Raw genomic sequence first — 16561 nt, 5'->3', positions numbered from 1 at the left:
CTGTCTCGACCGAAACGGACATCATTCTGCGCACCCCGCAAGGTTTGCATAGGACAAAGGTCTATGCCAGTGCTGACGCGCACCCACCATGCCGCCCTTCAGCCTCCCACATCAGCTCGCCGCGGGAACTCCTACGCCATCGAAACACTGCTGCCAGCGCACCCACGAGCAGTCGCGTCTCACGCGTTGGTCAGATGTTCCTGCTGGTAGCGCACGAGGCGGTCCAGCATTTCCTGCCCGTGACGCTCACTCGGAGCGAAGCGGTGGGTGCGGCGGCACTCGTTCCCTGTTCCCGTGCCATCGACGAGGGTAACTGTTTGCCATGACCGCACCGATCGAGGCGGCGGTCACGCACAAAATTCCTAGCCAGTGCTGCAGGGGCAGGAACTCGCCCAGAATGAAGAGGCCGGCGACACCGGCGAAAGCCGGTTCCAGGCTCTGCAGCACGCCGACCATCCGCGGCGGGAGTTTCCGCAGTGCCGCCAGGTCCAACGAGTATGGGATGGCCGCGGACAACACCGCGACTCCGAACGCGAAGAGGAGGATCTTGGGCTGAACCAGTGTGGTTCCGCTTTCGATCACGCCTACCGGCAGGTAGAGCAGCGCTCCCCAGCACAATGCCAGGCACAGCAGCGAACTGTCGGAGTCCCGGCTGGTGGCGCGCTTGCTCAACAACAGATAGACAGCCCAGGAACCCGCCGAAAGAGCGGCCAGCAAGAGTCCGGCCAGCGGGAGGCCATCCGCCTGCCCGCCGCGGATGCCGAACAGCATCACCCCGACTCCGGCGAGCGCGGACCAGGAAAGGTCCACCAGCCGGCGCGAGGTGATCAGCGCCAGGGCTACCGGTCCGAGCAGTTGCAGCGATATGGCGATACCGAGGGGGAAGTACTGCATGACCAGGTAGATGGTGTTCATCCCGGCGATTGCGGAGCCGAACGCGCAGACAAGTCCGAGGGTTCGCCGGTCAGTGGGCAAACGCGGGCGCCAGATGAGGGCCAGCACCAACGCCGCCAACCCGAGCCGAAGTGCGACGATTCCGAACGCTCCGCTGAATCCCAGCATGTGCTTTCCGAATGCTTGTCCTATTTGGACACTTACCACGCTGCCGAGGACGAGTGCGGGGGCCGGTATACCGGCCGGGGCTCGGCGAGCGCGCTTCAAGCCGCGTGTCCGTTCGAAGGAAGCGCCTGTGCGTGCGTCACGGATCACTCCTAAGCGGTTGACTTCCTCACTCGCACCCCCACCAAGGTAGTGTGCACGCCACGTCATAGCTCGCGATGTGTCGTTAGGGAATCCACTGGCGGGCTTGCCTCGATCACGGGCGCGCGACCAGGTCGATCGACGATGACTGACCAACCCCATCCGCGGATGCAGACCGGATCAAGGTCAATAAGATCATCACAGCGCCCACCGGCCGACGACCTGCACAATTCCACGCCCGGAAATGATCGTTACGGCGTTGTTCGATCAAGAAGCCGAACATCGACATCCTCTCGGCGAGACCGCCAGGTTGTCGCAAATATCTAACAACCTCTATAGAAGGTTCCCCTGGAACGAGACTCCGATCAAGTCCCGTGGGATCGTGACGCCGAGGGACAGGGATCAACGAAGCCCTGCCGGATTGTGAGGCTGATCGACTGTCAAACCGAAGGAGGCAACGAGGAAGTGGAGCCGTACACTAACGCGGAGACTGCCCAGGACGAGTACGTTACTCGTCACGCGGGAAAACCAACGCAACGCCCTCGGCGGCATCCGACCGTATGGGGCACGGGGCAGGCCGGCCCGATCAGTGCGTTCAACCTGGAAGAGTACGAGCGAAACGGATTCCTGACCTTAGATCAACTCCTGACCTCCGACGAAGTTTTGTTATGCCGAGAAGAGCTTCGCAGGATGAATCTCGACACACACCTGCGAAACAGCAGTAGAGTGGTACTGGAACCAGATTCGAACGAAATCCGATCAGTGTTCGAAGTTCATCGAATCAGTGAAGTGCTTTCATCTATAATCTATTCGTCAAAGGTCACAGACCATGCGAGACAGGTACTCGGGTCAGAGGTTTACATTCACCAGTCTCGAATCAATTTCAAACCCGGATTCGGCGGGGCCGAGTTCCATTGGCATTCTGATTTTGAGACCTGGCACGCCGAGGATGGAATGCCCGCGCCAAGAGCGCTGAGTATGTCCATCGCACTAACCGACAACATTCCCGGCAACGGCCCCCTGATGATCATCCCCGGCTCCCACAAGACGTTTGTATCCTGCCCCGGGGAAACTCCATCCGACTATCACGAGAGTTCGCTACGCGACAAGCGCCCCGCAGTCGGCAGTGCCGACCACGCCTGCGTGACCGAACTCGCCGGCAAGCACGGCATACAGCAAATCGAGGGCAAAGCCGGTTCCGCGGTGCTATTCGACTGCAACTGTCTCCACGCATCGGGCAGCAACATGTCTCCATATCCCCGTTCGAACGTCTTCGTCGTGTTCAATAGCGTCGAGAATAAGCTCGTCGAACCCTTCTATGCGCCCAAGCCTCGCCCCGAATACGTAGCCAGCCGCGAGTTCACTCCGGCAACTACGAGTCCGCGATAAGCGGTAACTCAAGCAAAAAGGGACGCATCATGTCGAACCCCGACGCAGACACTGTCATGCGCGTACTCCGGCAACACACGTCACCGGAGGTGACGAGCATCAAGCCGAGCTCTAATCTCGAACTGGACCTGCGTATGGATTCGCTGGACGTGATCCGCCTGCTGGAAACCCTTGAGCGAGAGTTTCACATCACGATCACCGAAGAGGAACTCGGCGAATTGAACGTGGTCAGCGACGTGATAAGGCTCGTTTCCCGAGTGAGTTACCATGCCACCGAAGAAGGAACTGATAACGATCACCCCTGAACAGACCGACCATTCTCGAAACAGGCGTGACGTCGTCCACCGCGTCAAGGTCCCATCATGACCGACCACCTCTCCACACAACTCGTGATCCGCTCTCCGGCCGTCGAAGACGCCTACCGGATTTGGACCCTCGTACAACAATCCGAAAACCTCGACAAGAACAGCCTGTACAGCTACCTGCTGTGGTGCCGCGATTTTTCGAGTACGTCGATAGTGGCATACCTGTCCGATCGTCTGATTGGGTTCCTCACCGGCTACATCAAGCAGGATGACCCGGCCACGCTGGTACTTTGGCAGATGGCCGCCACCGACCGGCATGGCATACCCGGACTCGGGTCACTCTTGTTCAACAGGCTTTTCGAACGCGTCGCCACTCGCCACGTGGAGTTCCTGGAAGGAACCGTCAACCCAAGCAATCGTCCGATAATCATGATCTACCGGAAATTCGCCACCCTGCACCGCGCGGAACTGACCCGCAGCACTCTTTTCGACAGCGAATATTTCGACGATGACCACGAACCTGAAGTTCTCTATCGCATCGGACCAGTAAGGAAAGCCAGACATCGAGAGGAGTCGCCATGATCGTAAAGACATTGCGGGACATCGAAGACACCGACGCAGATGTCGTCTCCGACGGATGGCGCAGCAGGAGGCTGCTGCTCGCCGCCGACGGGCTGGGCTACTCCTTCCACGACACGATCATGCGGGCCGGAGTGCAAACCAGGATGCAGTACCTGAATCATGTTGAGGCCGTTTACTGCATCGCCGGAGAAGCCGAGGTCCGCAACGAGGCCACCGGGGAGAGTTTCGTCCTGAGGCCGGGCACTCTCTACGTCCTGGACGACCATGACGACCACACGTTCCTCGCCCGGACCGAAGTGCGGAACATCTGCATATTCACGCCTGCATGTACCGGGCGGGAGGTCCACGACGAGAACGGCGCCTACCCGCCGCCGCCCGAGTGAACGGGCCGGAGGGAGCGCCTGTGCCACATCGCGTAACGCACCGGCTACTTACCTTGTACCAGCGCTTTGCTGCCTCCGTGGCGGAACACGGCGACGAGATCGCTCTCGAAATCGGCGAGACCGGCCTAACCTACCGGGAGCTGGACTCTCGTGCGGCGAACGTCGCCGCGTTGCTGGTGCAGGCCAACGGTGGCCACCGGCCGACGCGAGTCGGACTGCTCGCCGACCGTTCCGTCACCACCTACGCCGGTTACCTCGCCGGCCAACGACTCGGCGCCGCGGTCGTACCACTCAATCCGGCGGTTCCGGTCGCTCGCAACCGGTTGGTGGCCGAGGCCGCGCAGCTCGATCTGGTCGTCAGCCCGAATGGCCCGGTCCCGGATCTCGGCTGTCCAGTCCTCGACATCGGCGCGAGCAATGTCACGAGAACCGGCGGGGGTTGGCCGCCACCGCACAACGACACGGCTCCGGACCACCTGGCCTACATCCTGTTCACCTCGGGCTCAACGGGTACGCCCAAGGGCGTACCGATCCAGCATCGCAATGTGTCGGCGTATCTGGACCACGTCATCCGCCGCTACCAGGCGGGCCCGGGCGCTCGGCTCTCACAAACCTTCGACTTGACGTTCGACCCATCGGTATTCGACATGTTCGTCGCGTGGGGCTCGGGCGCAACTCTCGTCGTGCCCCGGCGTGAAGATCTTCTCGCACCGGTGAGGTTCATCAATCGCGCTCGCCTTACGCACTGGTTCTCCGTCCCCACCGTAATCTCCTTCGCGATGCGGCGAGGTTCCCTGCGGCCAGCCACCATGCCCGAGCTACGGTGGAGCCTGTTCTGCGGAGAAGCTCCAACACTCCAGCAAGCAGAAGCCTGGCACGCGGCCGCACCCAACAGCGTGCTGGAGAACCTTTACGGACCGACGGAACTCACCGTCACCTGCACCGAATACCGGCTTCCCCGCAACCTCGCCGACTGGCCTCGTCCCCCAGGACGAACCATGCCCATAGGATCACCTTATCCTGGAATGGAATGCGTAGTCTTGGACGACGCCGGCCGACCAGCACACACCGGTGAACTTTGTGTACGCGGGCCGCAGCGGTTCGCGGGCTACCTCGACCCCGCCGAGAACGCCGGCAGCTTTCTCACTCTCGGCAACAGCACGGCAACGATCTACGACGGCACAACCCCGCTGACCCCGGAGCATTGGTATCGGACCGGCGACCGCGTAACCAAGTCCGAGGGACAACTGGTACGTCTCGGCCGGATGGACAACCAGGTGAAGATCCGCGGCTACCGCGTCGAACTCGGCGAGATCGAGTCGGCCCTGCGCGAGTTCCCCGGCGTGCGCGACGCGATCGTCCTCGCACTCCAGGGCGCGGACGACGAACTGAATCTGGAAGCGGCCTTCACCGGATACGTACCTGACGTCGACGCCGTCTTCGCCGCCCTGCGACGTCGGCTACCCAGATATATGATCCCGCATCGGCTCACTCCATTCGACGAACTCCCGCTGAACAGGAATGGGAAAGTCGACCGCCACGCGCTGGCCGAGGCCCTGCGACGCGGTGAGCCCAACGCCGAACCGTCGTGACGACTACGAGATGCGCGTGCGCTCAATTCGGTCGATCACTATCGTGGCCATCCGGCGACCTGCGGGCCGCCCATTGAGCCCCGTCGGGGTCGCGCGGCGACGATGATCGGCAGATCGCCCGTTGACCGCCACATCCGGCAGACCGCCCTGAGCAATAATTTCTTGGGCGGTGGACGCATCAGTCGAGTGCGTCGACTACCTCGGCGTGTCGCCCTTAGTGGTCAATAGTCCGATGACATCGCCATGAGATAACGAGAAAAACGCAGGCCAATCAAGGTCGACATGTCATCCGCGGTGAGACCCTGCAATCGCACAGCGAACCGCACGCATTGGCAGGCCGCCGCACCACCAACCTGCCGGACTGGAGGCACTGCCTGCACGTGCTGTTCCGTCGATGGGCTCGGACGCAGTCTCGGCCCTTGTGCACGAATCTGGTCCGACTTGCCCGACCTCGTCCGCACCATGCTGGCTGGCTACCGGTGTCCGACTCAGCGAACTCCTGGCCATGGACGAAACAGCGTTCGACCCGATCGGCCCCACCGTGGCGATCGACTGGCGCATCATCATCCGCGTCACCGGCCGCGCCTACCGCCAACGGAGGCTGGCTGGACCCCAGCAACGTGCTTCACCGAATCAGTGAAGCCTTCACGAACGCGGCTACTACCGCTGGGTCACCAGCCACGTCTTCCGCAAAACCATCGCCACCGTCCTCAGTGCCGCGCGATGACCGCGCACCGGCCACGTCGACCGCAACGACAACAGCAGGCGGCGCCCTGCCGCCCAGCCCACGCGAGCCGCGACCGCACAGCTCAACGACGGATCCGCCGTCACGTCCGGAACCCCATCACGGCATGCGGCGAATGTGCACCATTTCTGCACCCTTGCCCGAAAAACCGGACCTCAGAACAAAACCCCAGGCCGCTGACCTGGGGTGATGCTCCCCCGGCTGGACTCGAACCAGCAACCCTTCGGGTAGCTGAAAGTACTCGATCCGGGTCGATCCCAGTCGATCTGCCTGCGAACTTCGCATAGGCAAACACTCTGAATCGGCCCGGATCGCCCTCAATCGCTCCCATTTATGTTGGGTAAACGTTGGGTAGGCTGAGCTTCCGCTATCAGGTGCCCGGCGAAAATTTCCCGTTCCACCCCCGACGACCTGCACCGATGGCTGGCGCATCGGGCCTACCGGCAAACAGACCGCCAGCATCACTTGTCAGCGGTTTCTGTCACCGCGTAGTCGTGCGAGCTCGTGGCGGATGTGCCTGTGATTGCTAGTTGGCCCCTGTGATCGATAAGTGGCCCCCTCGGTCCGCGGCTCAGGTTTGATTTGATTTGTTTGAGCCCAGTTGGGGTCGTAGTCGGCCACTGTGACGCTGCTCTGTACGAGTGGTCTGTTCGAGTCACGGGCGTGTCCTCCTCGCGACCTACCGAAGTTGCGGTGTGCTGGGCGGGTGGACCCAGTGCGATGTCCGGCCGACGGCATCTTTGGCCCGATCTGGTCGCATTCGTGCGGGCTGGACGATCTCTTGTACCCGTACGAACTCCCAGGCAGCCGACAGCAGGTGATCCAACGAGAGAACATGTTCCAGATCCGCCGTGCGGAGCGATCATGGCGACGGCAATCGACTGTCCGGTAATGCCGAATAGCGGATGGTTGTCTGGTGTTCACAAGGATGGGGTGATGCCGCCGTCGACGACGAATTGACCTCCCGTGATGAAGCTGGCCGCGGGGTGGGCCAGGAACGCCACCACATACCCGGTTTCCGTGGGCATCTCTTTCCTGCCCAGCGGCGCGCCGGGTTCGAGCCCCATACATCGGCGTCCAGCGGGTCGAGCCGTCGCCGATGGAGCTGGCCGTTGCGCGCTCTTTCGCGCTCGTCGTCAACGTCGTGGCGCACGGAACCGTCCGGGATCGGCGTCACGGTCGGCGGATCATCCGGCTGGATCGGTGTCGGGGATGGTGAGCAGGACCTTGCCGACGGCGCCTTGCTCGAGGGCGGTGTGGGCGTCGGCGAGTTGTTCCAACGGGAAGTGATGCAGCGGTAGCCCGGCCTGCTCCCCCACCCGCAGGGCGCCCGCTGCCACGGCCGCCGCGACGTCGGTGACCGCATGGTCCTTGGCCGCGGGTGGCACCGTGTAGACGTACACGCCCTGCCAGCGCAGGTTGGCCGGCAGCGATTCGAGCACCGGCACAGACAAGTGCTCTCCCGTGTTGCCCCCGTAGAAGGCGATGACCGCCCCACGAGCGGCCACCGCGAGGTCGAGCGAGGCGTTGGCCGCCGGCGCGACCTCGACGATGATGTGCACGCCCTCGGGCGCGATGGCCCGGATCGCCACGGCAGCGTCCTGCGTGCGGTAGTCGACTACATGGTGGGCGCCGGCCGCACGCGCCAGCGCGGCCTTGCCGGGGCCGCTGACGGTGGTGATCACCCGCGCACCGGACCACCGGGCGAGTTGAATGGCCGCGTTGCCGACCGCGCCGGCGCCGCCCGCGACCAGAACGGTGACGCCCCGCAACGCGTTCGGCCCGACACGTCCCGAGCCATCGTCGGAGACGCTCAGCGCGCGATGCGCGGTCAGGGCGGGGATGCCCAATGCCGCGCCAAGCTCGAACGAGGCGTGGCCGGGCAGGGCGACCGCCTGCCGGTCGGGAACCACCGTGTACTGCGCGGCCGTGCCCCACGCCCGCTGCCAAGCCGCTTCCCAGATCCACACCCGCTGCCCGACCCGGTCCGGATCCACGCGCGGGCCGACGGCGTCGATCACCCCGGCACCGTCCTGGTGCGGCACCTGCTCGCGCACACCCACCGGAAGGGCACGCACGCGGCTACGCCAGTCCGTAGGGTTGACCCCCGAGCTGTGCACCCGAACGCGGACCTCTCCCGGGCCGGGCTCGGGAACCGCGCGCTCGACCACCTGGAAAACCTCGGGTCCACCAGCCATGGTCCGGACAACGGCCTTCATCTCTCACCCATCCTTCGCCGGCTCCTCTGCCGCACCGTCGGCACGCGTGACCGCCGTGTGGTCCACCGGTTCGATGCTCACGCAGCACACGCTCGCCGGACACACCTCCACCGAACCCGCGCGAGCACAGACGTATTCCCCGAGGAGACGAACACAACGAGCACACACTGCACCGGACGGCGGAAAGCAACGGCACGTTACCGAATACCCCGCAAGGTCAGCACAAAACCGTCGCAGACCGGGCAACGACCGGCTCGGTAGTCAATAGGAAAACCCAAACCACCTCAACCACGATCTCGCCAGGGAAGCCATTCTCACCGAGGCAAACGTCCTCTTCTGCCGCATACCGCGCGCAAGTCGAACGCGCTCTCATGCCGAATAGCGGATGTTCCCTTCGCTTCGCATGACGCTGGGCGAGATCGCGGTCCGGGACGCAAGGGCCGGTAACTGCCAGACCTCGCCACCCCTGCTCGAGCGCCGCGGTGGCCGCCGAAGGGCTACGGCTCGGCGTTGGGCCGGGGCCGCGCCGGCCTGGTCTCAGCACTCACGTCGGCTGCGGCCGTTCTGGTGGTTGAGCGCGTAGCGGACGGCGTCGGCGCGGGAGTGGAAACCGGCCTTGGCGAAGAGGTTGTTGATGTGTGTTTTCACGGTGGCCTCGCTGACCACGAGCTTGGCCGCGATTTCCGGGTTGCGCAGGCCGTCGCCGATCAGGCCGAGGATTTCCCGTTCGCGCGTGGTCAGCGCGAAGTCCGGTTCGGCGGGCCGGGCCGGTTTGCCCGCCAGGGCCAGCAGGCGGCGCTGTACCTCGGGTGAGAGCACGGTCTGTCCCTGGGCCGCGGTGCGCACGGCGTGCAGGATCGTGACCCGGTCGGCCTCTTTGGTCAGGTAACCGCTCGCGCCCGCCTGCAAGGCGGCCAGGATCGACTCGTCGTCGTCGAACGTGGTCAGCACGAGGATCGTGGTCTCCGGCAGGGCCTCGCGGATGCGGCCGGTCGCGGCGACCCCGTCCAGGACGGGCATGTTGAGATCCATGAGCACCACGTCCGGATGATGCCGCCGCGCGGCCTCGACGGCTTCGGCGCCGTTGGTCGCGGTAGCCACGACGTCTACGTCCTCGGCGAGGTCGAGCATGACCGCGAGCGCTTCGCGGACGGTTGCCTGGTCGTCGACGACGACGAGGGTGATCGCGGGATCGGTCATCGGGGTAGCTCCAGTTCCACGGTCCAGCCGCCGCCGTCGGCCGGGCCTGCCTGCAGGGTGCCGCCGAGCAGGGCGGCGCGTTCGCGCATGCCGACGAGTCCGAACCCGGAGCTCTCGGCCGGTTGGGTGTGGCGGGGTCCGGTCGCGGGTCCATTGTGCACTGTCAGCTTGACATGCTCGGTGGTGAAAGCGAGGCGCAGGTCGCGGGCGGCGCCCGGCGCGTACTTGGCCGCGTTGGTCAGTGCCTCCTGCGACACCCTGACCATGGTGTGCGTGGCCTCCGCGCCGACCGGCCCGGCCTCGCCGGTGATCGCGAAGCCGACCCCGGCGTGCTCGGCGAGCCGGCGCAGCGTCTCGGGCAGCGGAAGGGTGTCCTCGCGCAGCGCGTGCACGGCGCGGCGGGTCTCGCTGATCGAGTCGACGGCGATCGCGCGTGCCCGGCGGATGGCGGCGGTCGCCTCGTCGTCGCGGCCGCTGCCGCGCAGCGCGTCGGCCATGTCCAGTTGCAGCGCGATCCCCGAGAGTGAGTGGCCGAGCACGTCGTGGATCTCGCGCGCGATCCGGCTCCGCTCGACGAGCGCGGCTTCGCGTGCCTCGGACTCGCGGGCGCGTCGTGCCTCCTCGGCGGCGAGATCCGCGCTGCGCACGGCGTCGAGCCGGTCGTGGTGCGAGATGCCGATGGCGACCGGCAGGGCGACGGTCAGCGTGAGCCACACCGGCCGCTGCGGGAAGTCCGGTGTCAGTTGCCCGACCGCCCAGGTCGCGCAGGCCGTGCCGAGCGCGCCGGTGATCGCGATGGTCGCGGCGGCCTTGCGCGAGGCGAGCTTAAGGCCCGCAGCCGCGGCGGCGACGTACGGGAACAGCGCTCCGATCGTCTGGTGCGCCAGCGGCATCAGCAGCGCGCCGAACAGCATGTACGCGCTCATCGCGGCGATCTGCCTGCCCGCGGAGAGTCGGGTCCACGGCAGCAGTGACGCGAGGGCGGCGATCGAGACGAGCACGAACAGCGGCAGGGCCAGCGGCCGGTACGCGATGTGGGCGCCGGGCCACTGGACGGCGGTACCGACGACCGAGGTGAGGACGAGGAAAGGCTGGATCAGCTCGTCCCGGAAACGCGCGGGACGAGCCGATGGCCGCTGATCCGTGGTCATGGACCGGGTTCCTCCTCGTCAGAGGTATTCGCGTTCGGACCGAGTGTTCCACCCGGCCGGGCGGCGGTCGCGGCGGCCGAGTTCACGCTGGATGTTGTCCAGCAGCGACGAGGTCTGCGCGGGGGCGCCGTCGCTGCCCTGGGTCCACATGACCTGGTGACCGCCGCGCAGCGCGCGGTAGAGCACGACCAGCCCTTCGGCGAGGATGCCGAGGCCGAAGGTGAGCAGCAGGCTGTTGGACACGCCGCCGGCGTCCTTCGGGTCGAACGTGTCGAGCGCGTAGGTCACACCAGCCTTGACCGCGATGTTCAGCAGCCACAGTACGACGGTCACGGTGGTGTAGCGGACGAACGCGACGTCGTCACGCCGGGAGATCCGCACAGTCGCCCCGCGCAGCACGCCGAGGACGACGCCGATCACCGCGATTCCGACGAGGAAGGCCAGTGACAGCGGCGTTTTCACCTCGCCGGACACGTTGGCGAGGCCGATGACGCACAGCACGGCGGGCAGGACAAGCATCTGCTTGGCCTGCGCGGGTTCGCCCATCAGCCGGCGCACCATCAGGTAGGCGACGGCGGCCACGATCAGCACGATTTCGACGGGTCCACTCATGGTTTCTCACTGCTTTCACTCGAATTCGTTCCCGATGCCGAAAATCTATGGCTGACCAGCGCCGATGTCGTGGGGCGAGCGTGGTATCCGCGGGTGGAGAAATCTCTCCACCCGGATCGGCGAACCGGCACGGGGTGGAGAAGTTCTCCACCCGTGAATACGGCCCGCGCGTCAAGACGACCACCGGGCCACGACCGTAGCGTTTCGCCTCAGATCCCAGCAACCAAGCCAAAACAGGGAGTTCGGCATGACACAGAGCACGGAAGCCAAGCGCGGCAACACCTTCGCCCGCACCATGATCTCCACGCTGTTCCTCGACATCGGACTGTCGGTCATCGCCTACTACGTGGCCGAACTACTCGGCGCGAGCACCTACGTGTCGCTGCTGGCCGGTACGGTCGTCGCGGGGGTGCGGACGATCTGGGTCGCGGTGGCGCAACGCAGGGTCGACCCGCTCTCGCTGGCGTTCATGCTGTTGTTCGGCGCCGGCCTCGGCCTGAGCTTCCTCAGCGGCGACCCGCGCCTGCTGCTCGCCAAGGAGTCGGCGACCACCTTCGTGGCGGGCGCCATCCTCGCCGGCAGCTGCCTGATCCGCAGGCCGCTCGCCTACTACGCGGCTCGGCGCATGGCGCATTCGGCGGGCGGCAACCAGCGGAGCGAGTTCGAGGCGACCGCGCAGGGCGCGGCCATGCGCCGCCGCTGGTACCGGGTCTCACTGGTGTGGGGCGGCGGGCTGCTGGCCGATTCCGTGCTCCGCGTCGTGGCCGTGTACGCGCTGCCGCTCGGCGTGGCGGCCAACTTCTCCCAGGCACTGATGATCGTCGCCTTCACGGCACTCATCGGGTGGACGCTGCTAACAAGGCACCAGGCCAAGCCCGCCGCCTGAGCCGGGAAAACGTTGCCGGAAAAGGAGATCATCAGCGGCGACGGAACTCGGTGACCAAGTCGGTCTAGAGGGTGAGCACGATCTTTCCGCGGGCGTGACCGGTCTCGCTCAGCTGATGGGCAGCGACCGACAGCGCGCTCCTTCGTTGGTGGCTCGGGGCCGCTACCTCAAGCGGCCCCGAGAATGGTTACGGCACAACGGGTTACATGACTAAGGGACCGCGAAAGCGGTGCAGGGGGAGCTATCCGGCTGTGCCCTCGAGGTGGGCTTTGATCAGTTCCAGGCCGGGCTGGATTCGTGCCGGGTCTTCGACCGGGTGCGGGCCGGGCGGTTCGGTGTCCGGGATCAGCCGCTCGAACAGGCGGCAGAACAGGGTCGTTCCGTCACCGAGGTCGAATGTGGTGAAGGTGGCGATCGCGTGCATCGCCGGGGCCAGGGAGCCGTCGTCGAGCACGTCCCTGCCGACCACCGTCCACAACTTGCCGGGGACCCGCGCCACCACGGTGTAAAGCTTTGGCTTCTCTTTCAGCTCCGGCTGGATGGTCTCGAGCAGCACATCGCCCAGTTCGGCGGGGGCATCCTCCTTGCCGCGCTGTACCTCGGTGCCGAGGGCCATCGGCAGCCATTTCGGCAGGTTCGACCAGGTGGTCACCCAGTCGTACACGTCCTGTACCGGGCGATTGATGACGATGCGGTTTTCGACGAACCGGATGTTCAGGTTGTCCGGGATCTGGGGGACGTACAGTTCCACTGACACAACTTCTCCTTTTCCGATCAGGCGCGGGACTTTCCGGCGCCGCTGTCTTTTCTCGCTTTCCGGTGACACGTCATCTCGCCGGACGGGGAGGCCGCCGCGGTCACCGGGAGGGTGCGTGCTGTCCGGTCATCAGCGCGGCGAGGTCGTCGGGTTCCAGGAACGACGGTGGTGGGGGTGGGCCCCAGCTGAACAGGCCCTGTACGCCTTCGAAGACTTCCGGGGTCCAGATCTCGTCCTCGGGGATGCAGTCCATGTCGGCGTAGTACTCGCTGAAGTTCCCCGCCGGATCCTTGAGGTACCAGAAGAAGTTGGATCCCGCGTGGTGCCGCCCGAGGCCCCACACGTGCCGGTCGGGGTTGCCCGCCAGCATCGCCGCCGCGCCTCGCCCGACGTCGTCGATGTCGTCGACCTGCCAGGACGTGTGGTGCAGGAAGTTCACCGGTGCCGCGAGCGCCAGCACGTTGTGGTGATCGACCGAGCAGCGCATGAAGGCGCCTTTGTCCCCGATGTAGTCACTGACCTTGAAGCCGAGTCCGTCGGTGAAGAACCGCATGGTGGCTTCGAGGTCGGTGGTGCCCACCACGCAGTGGCCGAGTTTCTTGGGCCTGATCGGGTCTTCGCGCAGCACTCCGGGTGCGCGGCCGAACCGCTCGATGCGGCCGGGCCCGTTGTAGGGGGTGGCCGGGACGGGCTGCTGCGCGATCCGCAGCGCGATCTCGACGCGGACGGTGAAGCCGGAAACCGGCTCGATCGCGGTGACCGCGGTGCCGTCCGTGCCGCTGGCTACGCCGAGGCGGTCCAGCCGCGACGCGGTCCGCGCGAGGTCGTCGACGTCGTCGACTCCCACTCCGAGTTCGAGCACCCGCCGGGATGCGGCGTGCCGGATCCGCAGCTGCTCTCCGCCTTCGCGAGTGCTGAAGGCCCCGTCGCCGTGGTGGGTGAGGCCGAAATCGGCGTAGTAGGCGATGGTTTCCGCGACGTTCGGGACACCCATCGTGACCCGGGTGAGCCGGTGCATGCCCATGTCAGTCCTCCTGTGCGGTGACGAATGTCTGGTGCATCTCGCCGATGCCTTCGATCCAGCTGACGAGGTGTTCGCCGGGCCGCAGGAACCGTTGCGGCGTGCGGCCCATGCCCACGCCCGCCGGGGTCCCGGTGAAGAGGAGGTCGCCCGGGTACAGGGTGATGGTCCGTGACAGCGCGGAAACCAGCCTGGCGACCGGGAAGATCAGTTCACGGGTGCGGCTGTCCTGCACGGTCTCGCCGTCGACCGCGCAGCCGAGCGCCAGGTCGTCCCGGTTCGCCAGTTCGTCCGGCGTGACCAGCCACGGCCCGACCGGCGCGAAGTTCGGGAACGACTTTCCCAGGCTGAACTGCGGGGCGGGACCGGCCAGTTGCGTGACGCGTTCGGAGAGGTCCTGCCCGATCGTCACCCCGGCGACGTGATCCCATGCCTCGGATTCCGCGACGCGGGTGGCGGTCCGGCCGATGACGGCGACGAGTTCCACCTCCCAGTCCACGTCGCCACCGGCGGGCAGCACGACTTCCGCGTCGGGGCCGGTCAGCGCGGAGACGAACTTGGTGAATGTCGGGGGGAGTCCGCCCGGTGCGGCGAATCCGGACTCGGCGGCGTGGGTGTCGTAGTTCAGGCCGATCGCGATGATCTGCCGAGGGGCCGGTGACGGCGAGCCCAGCCGCGCGCGGGTGAAGACGATGCCGGGTCCGGCGGGCGGCTGTTCCGCCCAGGCCCGGAACCCGTCCCAGTTCTCGTAAACGGACGCGAGACCGGGGCCGAACTCGCCACCCGACGCCGTCTCGACGTCGACCCCTTTGTCGTCGGCGGTCAGCAGGACCGCGCGTCCGTCCACATTGGCCAGTTTCATTGTTTTGCCTTTCAGGGATTCGGTCGGACATCACGTCGTCGAGCAGACCGGAGATGGCGTCGGCTCGGACCCGGGGCCGCGGGTGAGTACCGGGGGCACACCCGATGCCGCGCTGCCGACGCGTCATCGCTTCGGCGGGGTTACCCGTGCGTGGCTGCTGACCGTTAGTAGGTGTAGGTGTAGGGGTTGTCGAGGACCTTGGTGTCGGGGATCTCCGGGTTCATGCCCTCGCGCCAGGCCTGCTCGCCGAGTTCGGTGCGCAGGTAGTCGACCGTGGCGTTGACCGCGCGGCGGGCACCGGCCAGGTCGACACCGACCAGGCGGTGATCGCGCTTCACGATCCGGCCGTCGACCAGGACCGTGTCGACGTCGGCGCGCTGAGCGTGCAGGGCGACGTGCCCGTGCGGGTTCAGCAGCGGCGTCATCGCCGGCGAGTCGTCGTTGCGGACGAGCACGAGGTCCGCCTTCTTGCCGACCTCGACGCTGCCGATCTCGCTGTCCCGCCCAAGCGCTCGCGCTCCACCCCTGGTGGCCCACTCGACGACCTGGTCGGCACGCAGGGAGACATGGGTGATGGTCTCGTCGCGAGCGTGCGCCTGCAGGTGCTCGTAGGCGCGATCGGCACCCAGCGTCGTGCGCATGGCGGAGAACAGGTCACCGCTGCCGAGTACGCAGCTGTCCTGCGACAGCGACACCGGGATGCCGTGGGCTCGCAGGGCGGCCGTCGCGGGATAGCCCTGCCCGGCGCTCTGCTCGCTTTCCGTGGACACCGACACCGATCCGCCGGTCGCCGCGATTCGGGCGTAGGAGTCCGCCGAGAGCGTCGAGGCGTGCACGTACACCGTCCTGGCCTCGCTGTAGCCGTGCTCGTGGATCAGTCGCAGGGCGTCGTCGCCGCTCGCGCCCCGGATTCCGGCGTGCGTGGTCACCGCCAGGTCGAGGTCCCGGGCGACCTCGAACGCGGGCTGCTCGGGAAAGCTCGGATCGCCGGTGACGTCGAAGGCGATCTGGAAGCCTTCGAGATCCCCGGACCGACGATCGAAGAACTTGCGGAATTCGGGTGTGCCGGTCCAGTTCGCGGGCGCGTCCTGGATGTTGCCGTACGCCAGCACGAACCTCCCCGGCACCGAGGCGAGCGCGTCGACCGCGGCGTCGGCGTGATCGATCGTCTGCAGGCCGTGGGACCAGTCCACGCAGGTGGTGACCCCGGCGTCGAGCGCCTCCAGCGCGCCGAGGAGGTTCCCGGCATAGATGTCCTCCGGCCGGAACTTCTTGCCCCAGTTCAGGTAGTACCACACGAAGTACTGCGTGAGTATCCAGTCGGCGCCGTATCCGCGGGTCGTGGTCTGCCACATGTGCCGGTGGGTGTCGACCATCCCGGGCATGACGATGCCGCCGCGGGCGTCGATCTCGTCCGTGCCGTCGGGAACGACGAGATCGACACCGATGGCGGCGATCCGGCCGTCGACCACGAGCACGTCCTGGTCTTCGAGCACGGTGCGGCCGAAATCCATGATGAGGACCGTCCCGCCACGGAGAACGGTCGGACGTCGAAGGTTGTTCTCAGGCATCAATGACTCCTCGTGTGGCCGGTGGACCTGGGGTTGAATTCGAAACTATACCCAAATTTTCGAAAGTTTAACCGGGATTCGTAAAG

At 65.9% G+C, this 16561-nt stretch carries 17 protein-coding genes; 7 read left to right on the top strand and 10 right to left on the bottom strand.

The window, feature by feature from the left end; translation table 11 throughout:
- Positions 1-246: 246 nt before the first annotated feature.
- On the bottom strand, positions 247-1062 hold the full coding sequence (locus FXO23_RS45220; protein ID WP_158894220.1) for an EamA family transporter: 816 nt from the start codon (positions 1060-1062) through the stop codon (positions 247-249).
- Positions 1063-1665: 603 nt separating this feature from the next.
- Here FXO23_RS45220 and thpD point away from each other — a divergent pair.
- From thpD to FXO23_RS52410, 6 genes are all read left to right on the top strand, one after another.
- The gene (thpD, locus tag FXO23_RS45215; protein ID WP_158894229.1) at positions 1666-2589 is read left to right on the top strand and encodes an ectoine hydroxylase; all 924 of its coding nucleotides are present in this window, start codon (positions 1666-1668) and stop codon (positions 2587-2589) included.
- 29 nt (positions 2590-2618) lie between these two features.
- The gene (locus tag FXO23_RS45210) at positions 2619-2894 is read left to right on the top strand and encodes an acyl carrier protein (protein WP_158894217.1); all 276 of its coding nucleotides are present in this window, start codon (positions 2619-2621) and stop codon (positions 2892-2894) included.
- A gap of 57 nt (positions 2895-2951) precedes the next feature.
- Positions 2952-3476 (top strand): diaminobutyrate acetyltransferase, encoded by a 525-nt coding sequence (ectA, locus tag FXO23_RS45205; protein WP_158894214.1) that lies wholly within the window; start codon positions 2952-2954, stop codon positions 3474-3476.
- Positions 3473-3859, top strand: a complete 387-nt coding sequence (locus FXO23_RS45200; protein WP_158894211.1) for an ectoine synthase — start codon at positions 3473-3475, stop codon at positions 3857-3859. Before ectA ends, FXO23_RS45200 begins: the two co-directional genes overlap by 4 nt.
- 77 nt (positions 3860-3936) lie before the next feature.
- Complete coding sequence (locus tag FXO23_RS45195; RefSeq protein ID WP_246258451.1) at positions 3937-5451, top strand: amino acid adenylation domain-containing protein; 1515 nt, start codon at positions 3937-3939, stop codon at positions 5449-5451.
- Positions 5452-5956: 505 nt separating this feature from the next.
- A complete protein-coding gene (locus FXO23_RS52410; RefSeq protein ID WP_281356731.1) occupies positions 5957-6091 on the top strand; it encodes a hypothetical protein in 135 nt (44 codons plus the stop codon).
- A gap of 1025 nt (positions 6092-7116) precedes the next feature.
- Here the strand turns inward: FXO23_RS52410 and FXO23_RS45190 are convergent.
- The 5 genes from FXO23_RS45190 to FXO23_RS45170 all read right to left on the bottom strand — a co-directional run bounded on the left by FXO23_RS45190 (position 7117) and on the right by FXO23_RS45170 (position 11378).
- A complete protein-coding gene (locus tag FXO23_RS45190) occupies positions 7117-7263 on the bottom strand; it encodes an SDR family oxidoreductase (RefSeq protein WP_158894204.1) in 147 nt (48 codons plus the stop codon).
- A gap of 120 nt (positions 7264-7383) precedes the next feature.
- Positions 7384-8415 carry an NADPH:quinone reductase gene (locus FXO23_RS45185; protein WP_158894201.1) on the bottom strand — a complete coding sequence of 344 codons (1032 nt, stop codon included), beginning with the start codon at positions 8413-8415 and terminating at the stop codon, positions 7384-7386.
- 537 nt (positions 8416-8952) lie between these two features.
- Complete coding sequence (locus FXO23_RS45180) at positions 8953-9615, bottom strand: response regulator (protein ID WP_158894198.1); 663 nt, start codon at positions 9613-9615, stop codon at positions 8953-8955.
- Positions 9612-10766: a sensor histidine kinase gene (locus FXO23_RS45175; RefSeq protein ID WP_158894195.1), complete on the bottom strand. Its 1155-nt coding sequence runs from the start codon at positions 10764-10766 to the stop codon at positions 9612-9614. Before FXO23_RS45175 ends, FXO23_RS45180 begins: the two co-directional genes overlap by 4 nt.
- Before the next feature lie 18 nt (positions 10767-10784).
- Entirely contained in the window at positions 10785-11378 is a 594-nt protein-coding gene (locus tag FXO23_RS45170) for a CcdC protein domain-containing protein (RefSeq protein WP_158894192.1), read from the bottom strand.
- Between the two features lie 247 nt (positions 11379-11625).
- Here FXO23_RS45170 and FXO23_RS45165 point away from each other — a divergent pair, with 247 nt between their 5' ends.
- Positions 11626-12264 carry a VC0807 family protein gene (locus FXO23_RS45165; RefSeq protein ID WP_158894189.1) on the top strand — a complete coding sequence of 213 codons (639 nt, stop codon included), beginning with the start codon at positions 11626-11628 and terminating at the stop codon, positions 12262-12264.
- Between the two features lie 241 nt (positions 12265-12505).
- Here the strand turns inward: FXO23_RS45165 and FXO23_RS45160 are convergent, their stop codons facing one another.
- From FXO23_RS45160 to FXO23_RS45145, 4 genes are all read right to left on the bottom strand, one after another.
- Complete coding sequence (locus FXO23_RS45160; protein WP_158894187.1) at positions 12506-13021, bottom strand: SRPBCC family protein; 516 nt, start codon at positions 13019-13021, stop codon at positions 12506-12508.
- Positions 13022-13121: 100 nt separating this feature from the next.
- Entirely contained in the window at positions 13122-14045 is a 924-nt protein-coding gene (locus FXO23_RS45155) for a VOC family protein (protein ID WP_158894184.1), read from the bottom strand.
- 1 nt (position 14046) lies between these two features.
- Positions 14047-14904 carry a fumarylacetoacetate hydrolase family protein gene (locus FXO23_RS45150; protein WP_158894181.1) on the bottom strand — a complete coding sequence of 286 codons (858 nt, stop codon included), beginning with the start codon at positions 14902-14904 and terminating at the stop codon, positions 14047-14049.
- 164 nt (positions 14905-15068) lie between these two features.
- On the bottom strand, positions 15069-16475 hold the full coding sequence (locus tag FXO23_RS45145; RefSeq protein ID WP_158894178.1) for an amidohydrolase family protein: 1407 nt from the start codon (positions 16473-16475) through the stop codon (positions 15069-15071).
- Positions 16476-16561: the final 86 nt, after the last annotated feature.

This window comes from Amycolatopsis anabasis, assembly GCF_009765355.1.
Lineage (GTDB): Bacteria > Actinomycetota > Actinomycetes > Mycobacteriales > Pseudonocardiaceae > Amycolatopsis > Amycolatopsis anabasis.
Note: the sequence above shows the minus strand (reverse complement) of the source record. Positions and strands in the feature narration are given on the sequence as shown.

What these genes read in the sequence shown, in the direction of transcription:
- FXO23_RS45180 (WP_158894198.1), bottom strand. Translation starts at nt 9,615, where the DNA reads ATGACCGATCCCGCGATCACCCTCGTCGTCGTCGACGACCAGGCAACC.
- FXO23_RS45170 (WP_158894192.1), bottom strand. Translation starts at nt 11,378, where the DNA reads ATGAGTGGACCCGTCGAAATCGTGCTGATCGTGGCCGCCGTCGCCTAC.
- FXO23_RS52410 (WP_281356731.1), top strand. Translation starts at nt 5,957, where the DNA reads ATGGACGAAACAGCGTTCGACCCGATCGGCCCCACCGTGGCGATCGAC.
- FXO23_RS45185 (WP_158894201.1), bottom strand. Translation starts at nt 8,415, where the DNA reads ATGAAGGCCGTTGTCCGGACCATGGCTGGTGGACCCGAGGTTTTCCAG.
- FXO23_RS45155 (WP_158894184.1), bottom strand. Translation starts at nt 14,045, where the DNA reads ATGGGCATGCACCGGCTCACCCGGGTCACGATGGGTGTCCCGAACGTC.
- FXO23_RS45150 (WP_158894181.1), bottom strand. Translation starts at nt 14,904, where the DNA reads ATGAAACTGGCCAATGTGGACGGACGCGCGGTCCTGCTGACCGCCGAC.
- FXO23_RS45165 (WP_158894189.1), top strand. Translation starts at nt 11,626, where the DNA reads ATGACACAGAGCACGGAAGCCAAGCGCGGCAACACCTTCGCCCGCACC.
- FXO23_RS45145 (WP_158894178.1), bottom strand. Translation starts at nt 16,475, where the DNA reads ATGCCTGAGAACAACCTTCGACGTCCGACCGTTCTCCGTGGCGGGACG.
- FXO23_RS45190 (WP_158894204.1), bottom strand. Translation starts at nt 7,263, where the DNA reads ATGGGGCTCGAACCCGGCGCGCCGCTGGGCAGGAAAGAGATGCCCACG.
- FXO23_RS45175 (WP_158894195.1), bottom strand. Translation starts at nt 10,766, where the DNA reads ATGACCACGGATCAGCGGCCATCGGCTCGTCCCGCGCGTTTCCGGGAC.
- ectA (WP_158894214.1), top strand. Translation starts at nt 2,952, where the DNA reads ATGACCGACCACCTCTCCACACAACTCGTGATCCGCTCTCCGGCCGTC.
- FXO23_RS45220 (WP_158894220.1), bottom strand. Translation starts at nt 1,062, where the DNA reads ATGCTGGGATTCAGCGGAGCGTTCGGAATCGTCGCACTTCGGCTCGGG.
- FXO23_RS45210 (WP_158894217.1), top strand. Translation starts at nt 2,619, where the DNA reads ATGTCGAACCCCGACGCAGACACTGTCATGCGCGTACTCCGGCAACAC.
- FXO23_RS45200 (WP_158894211.1), top strand. Translation starts at nt 3,473, where the DNA reads ATGATCGTAAAGACATTGCGGGACATCGAAGACACCGACGCAGATGTC.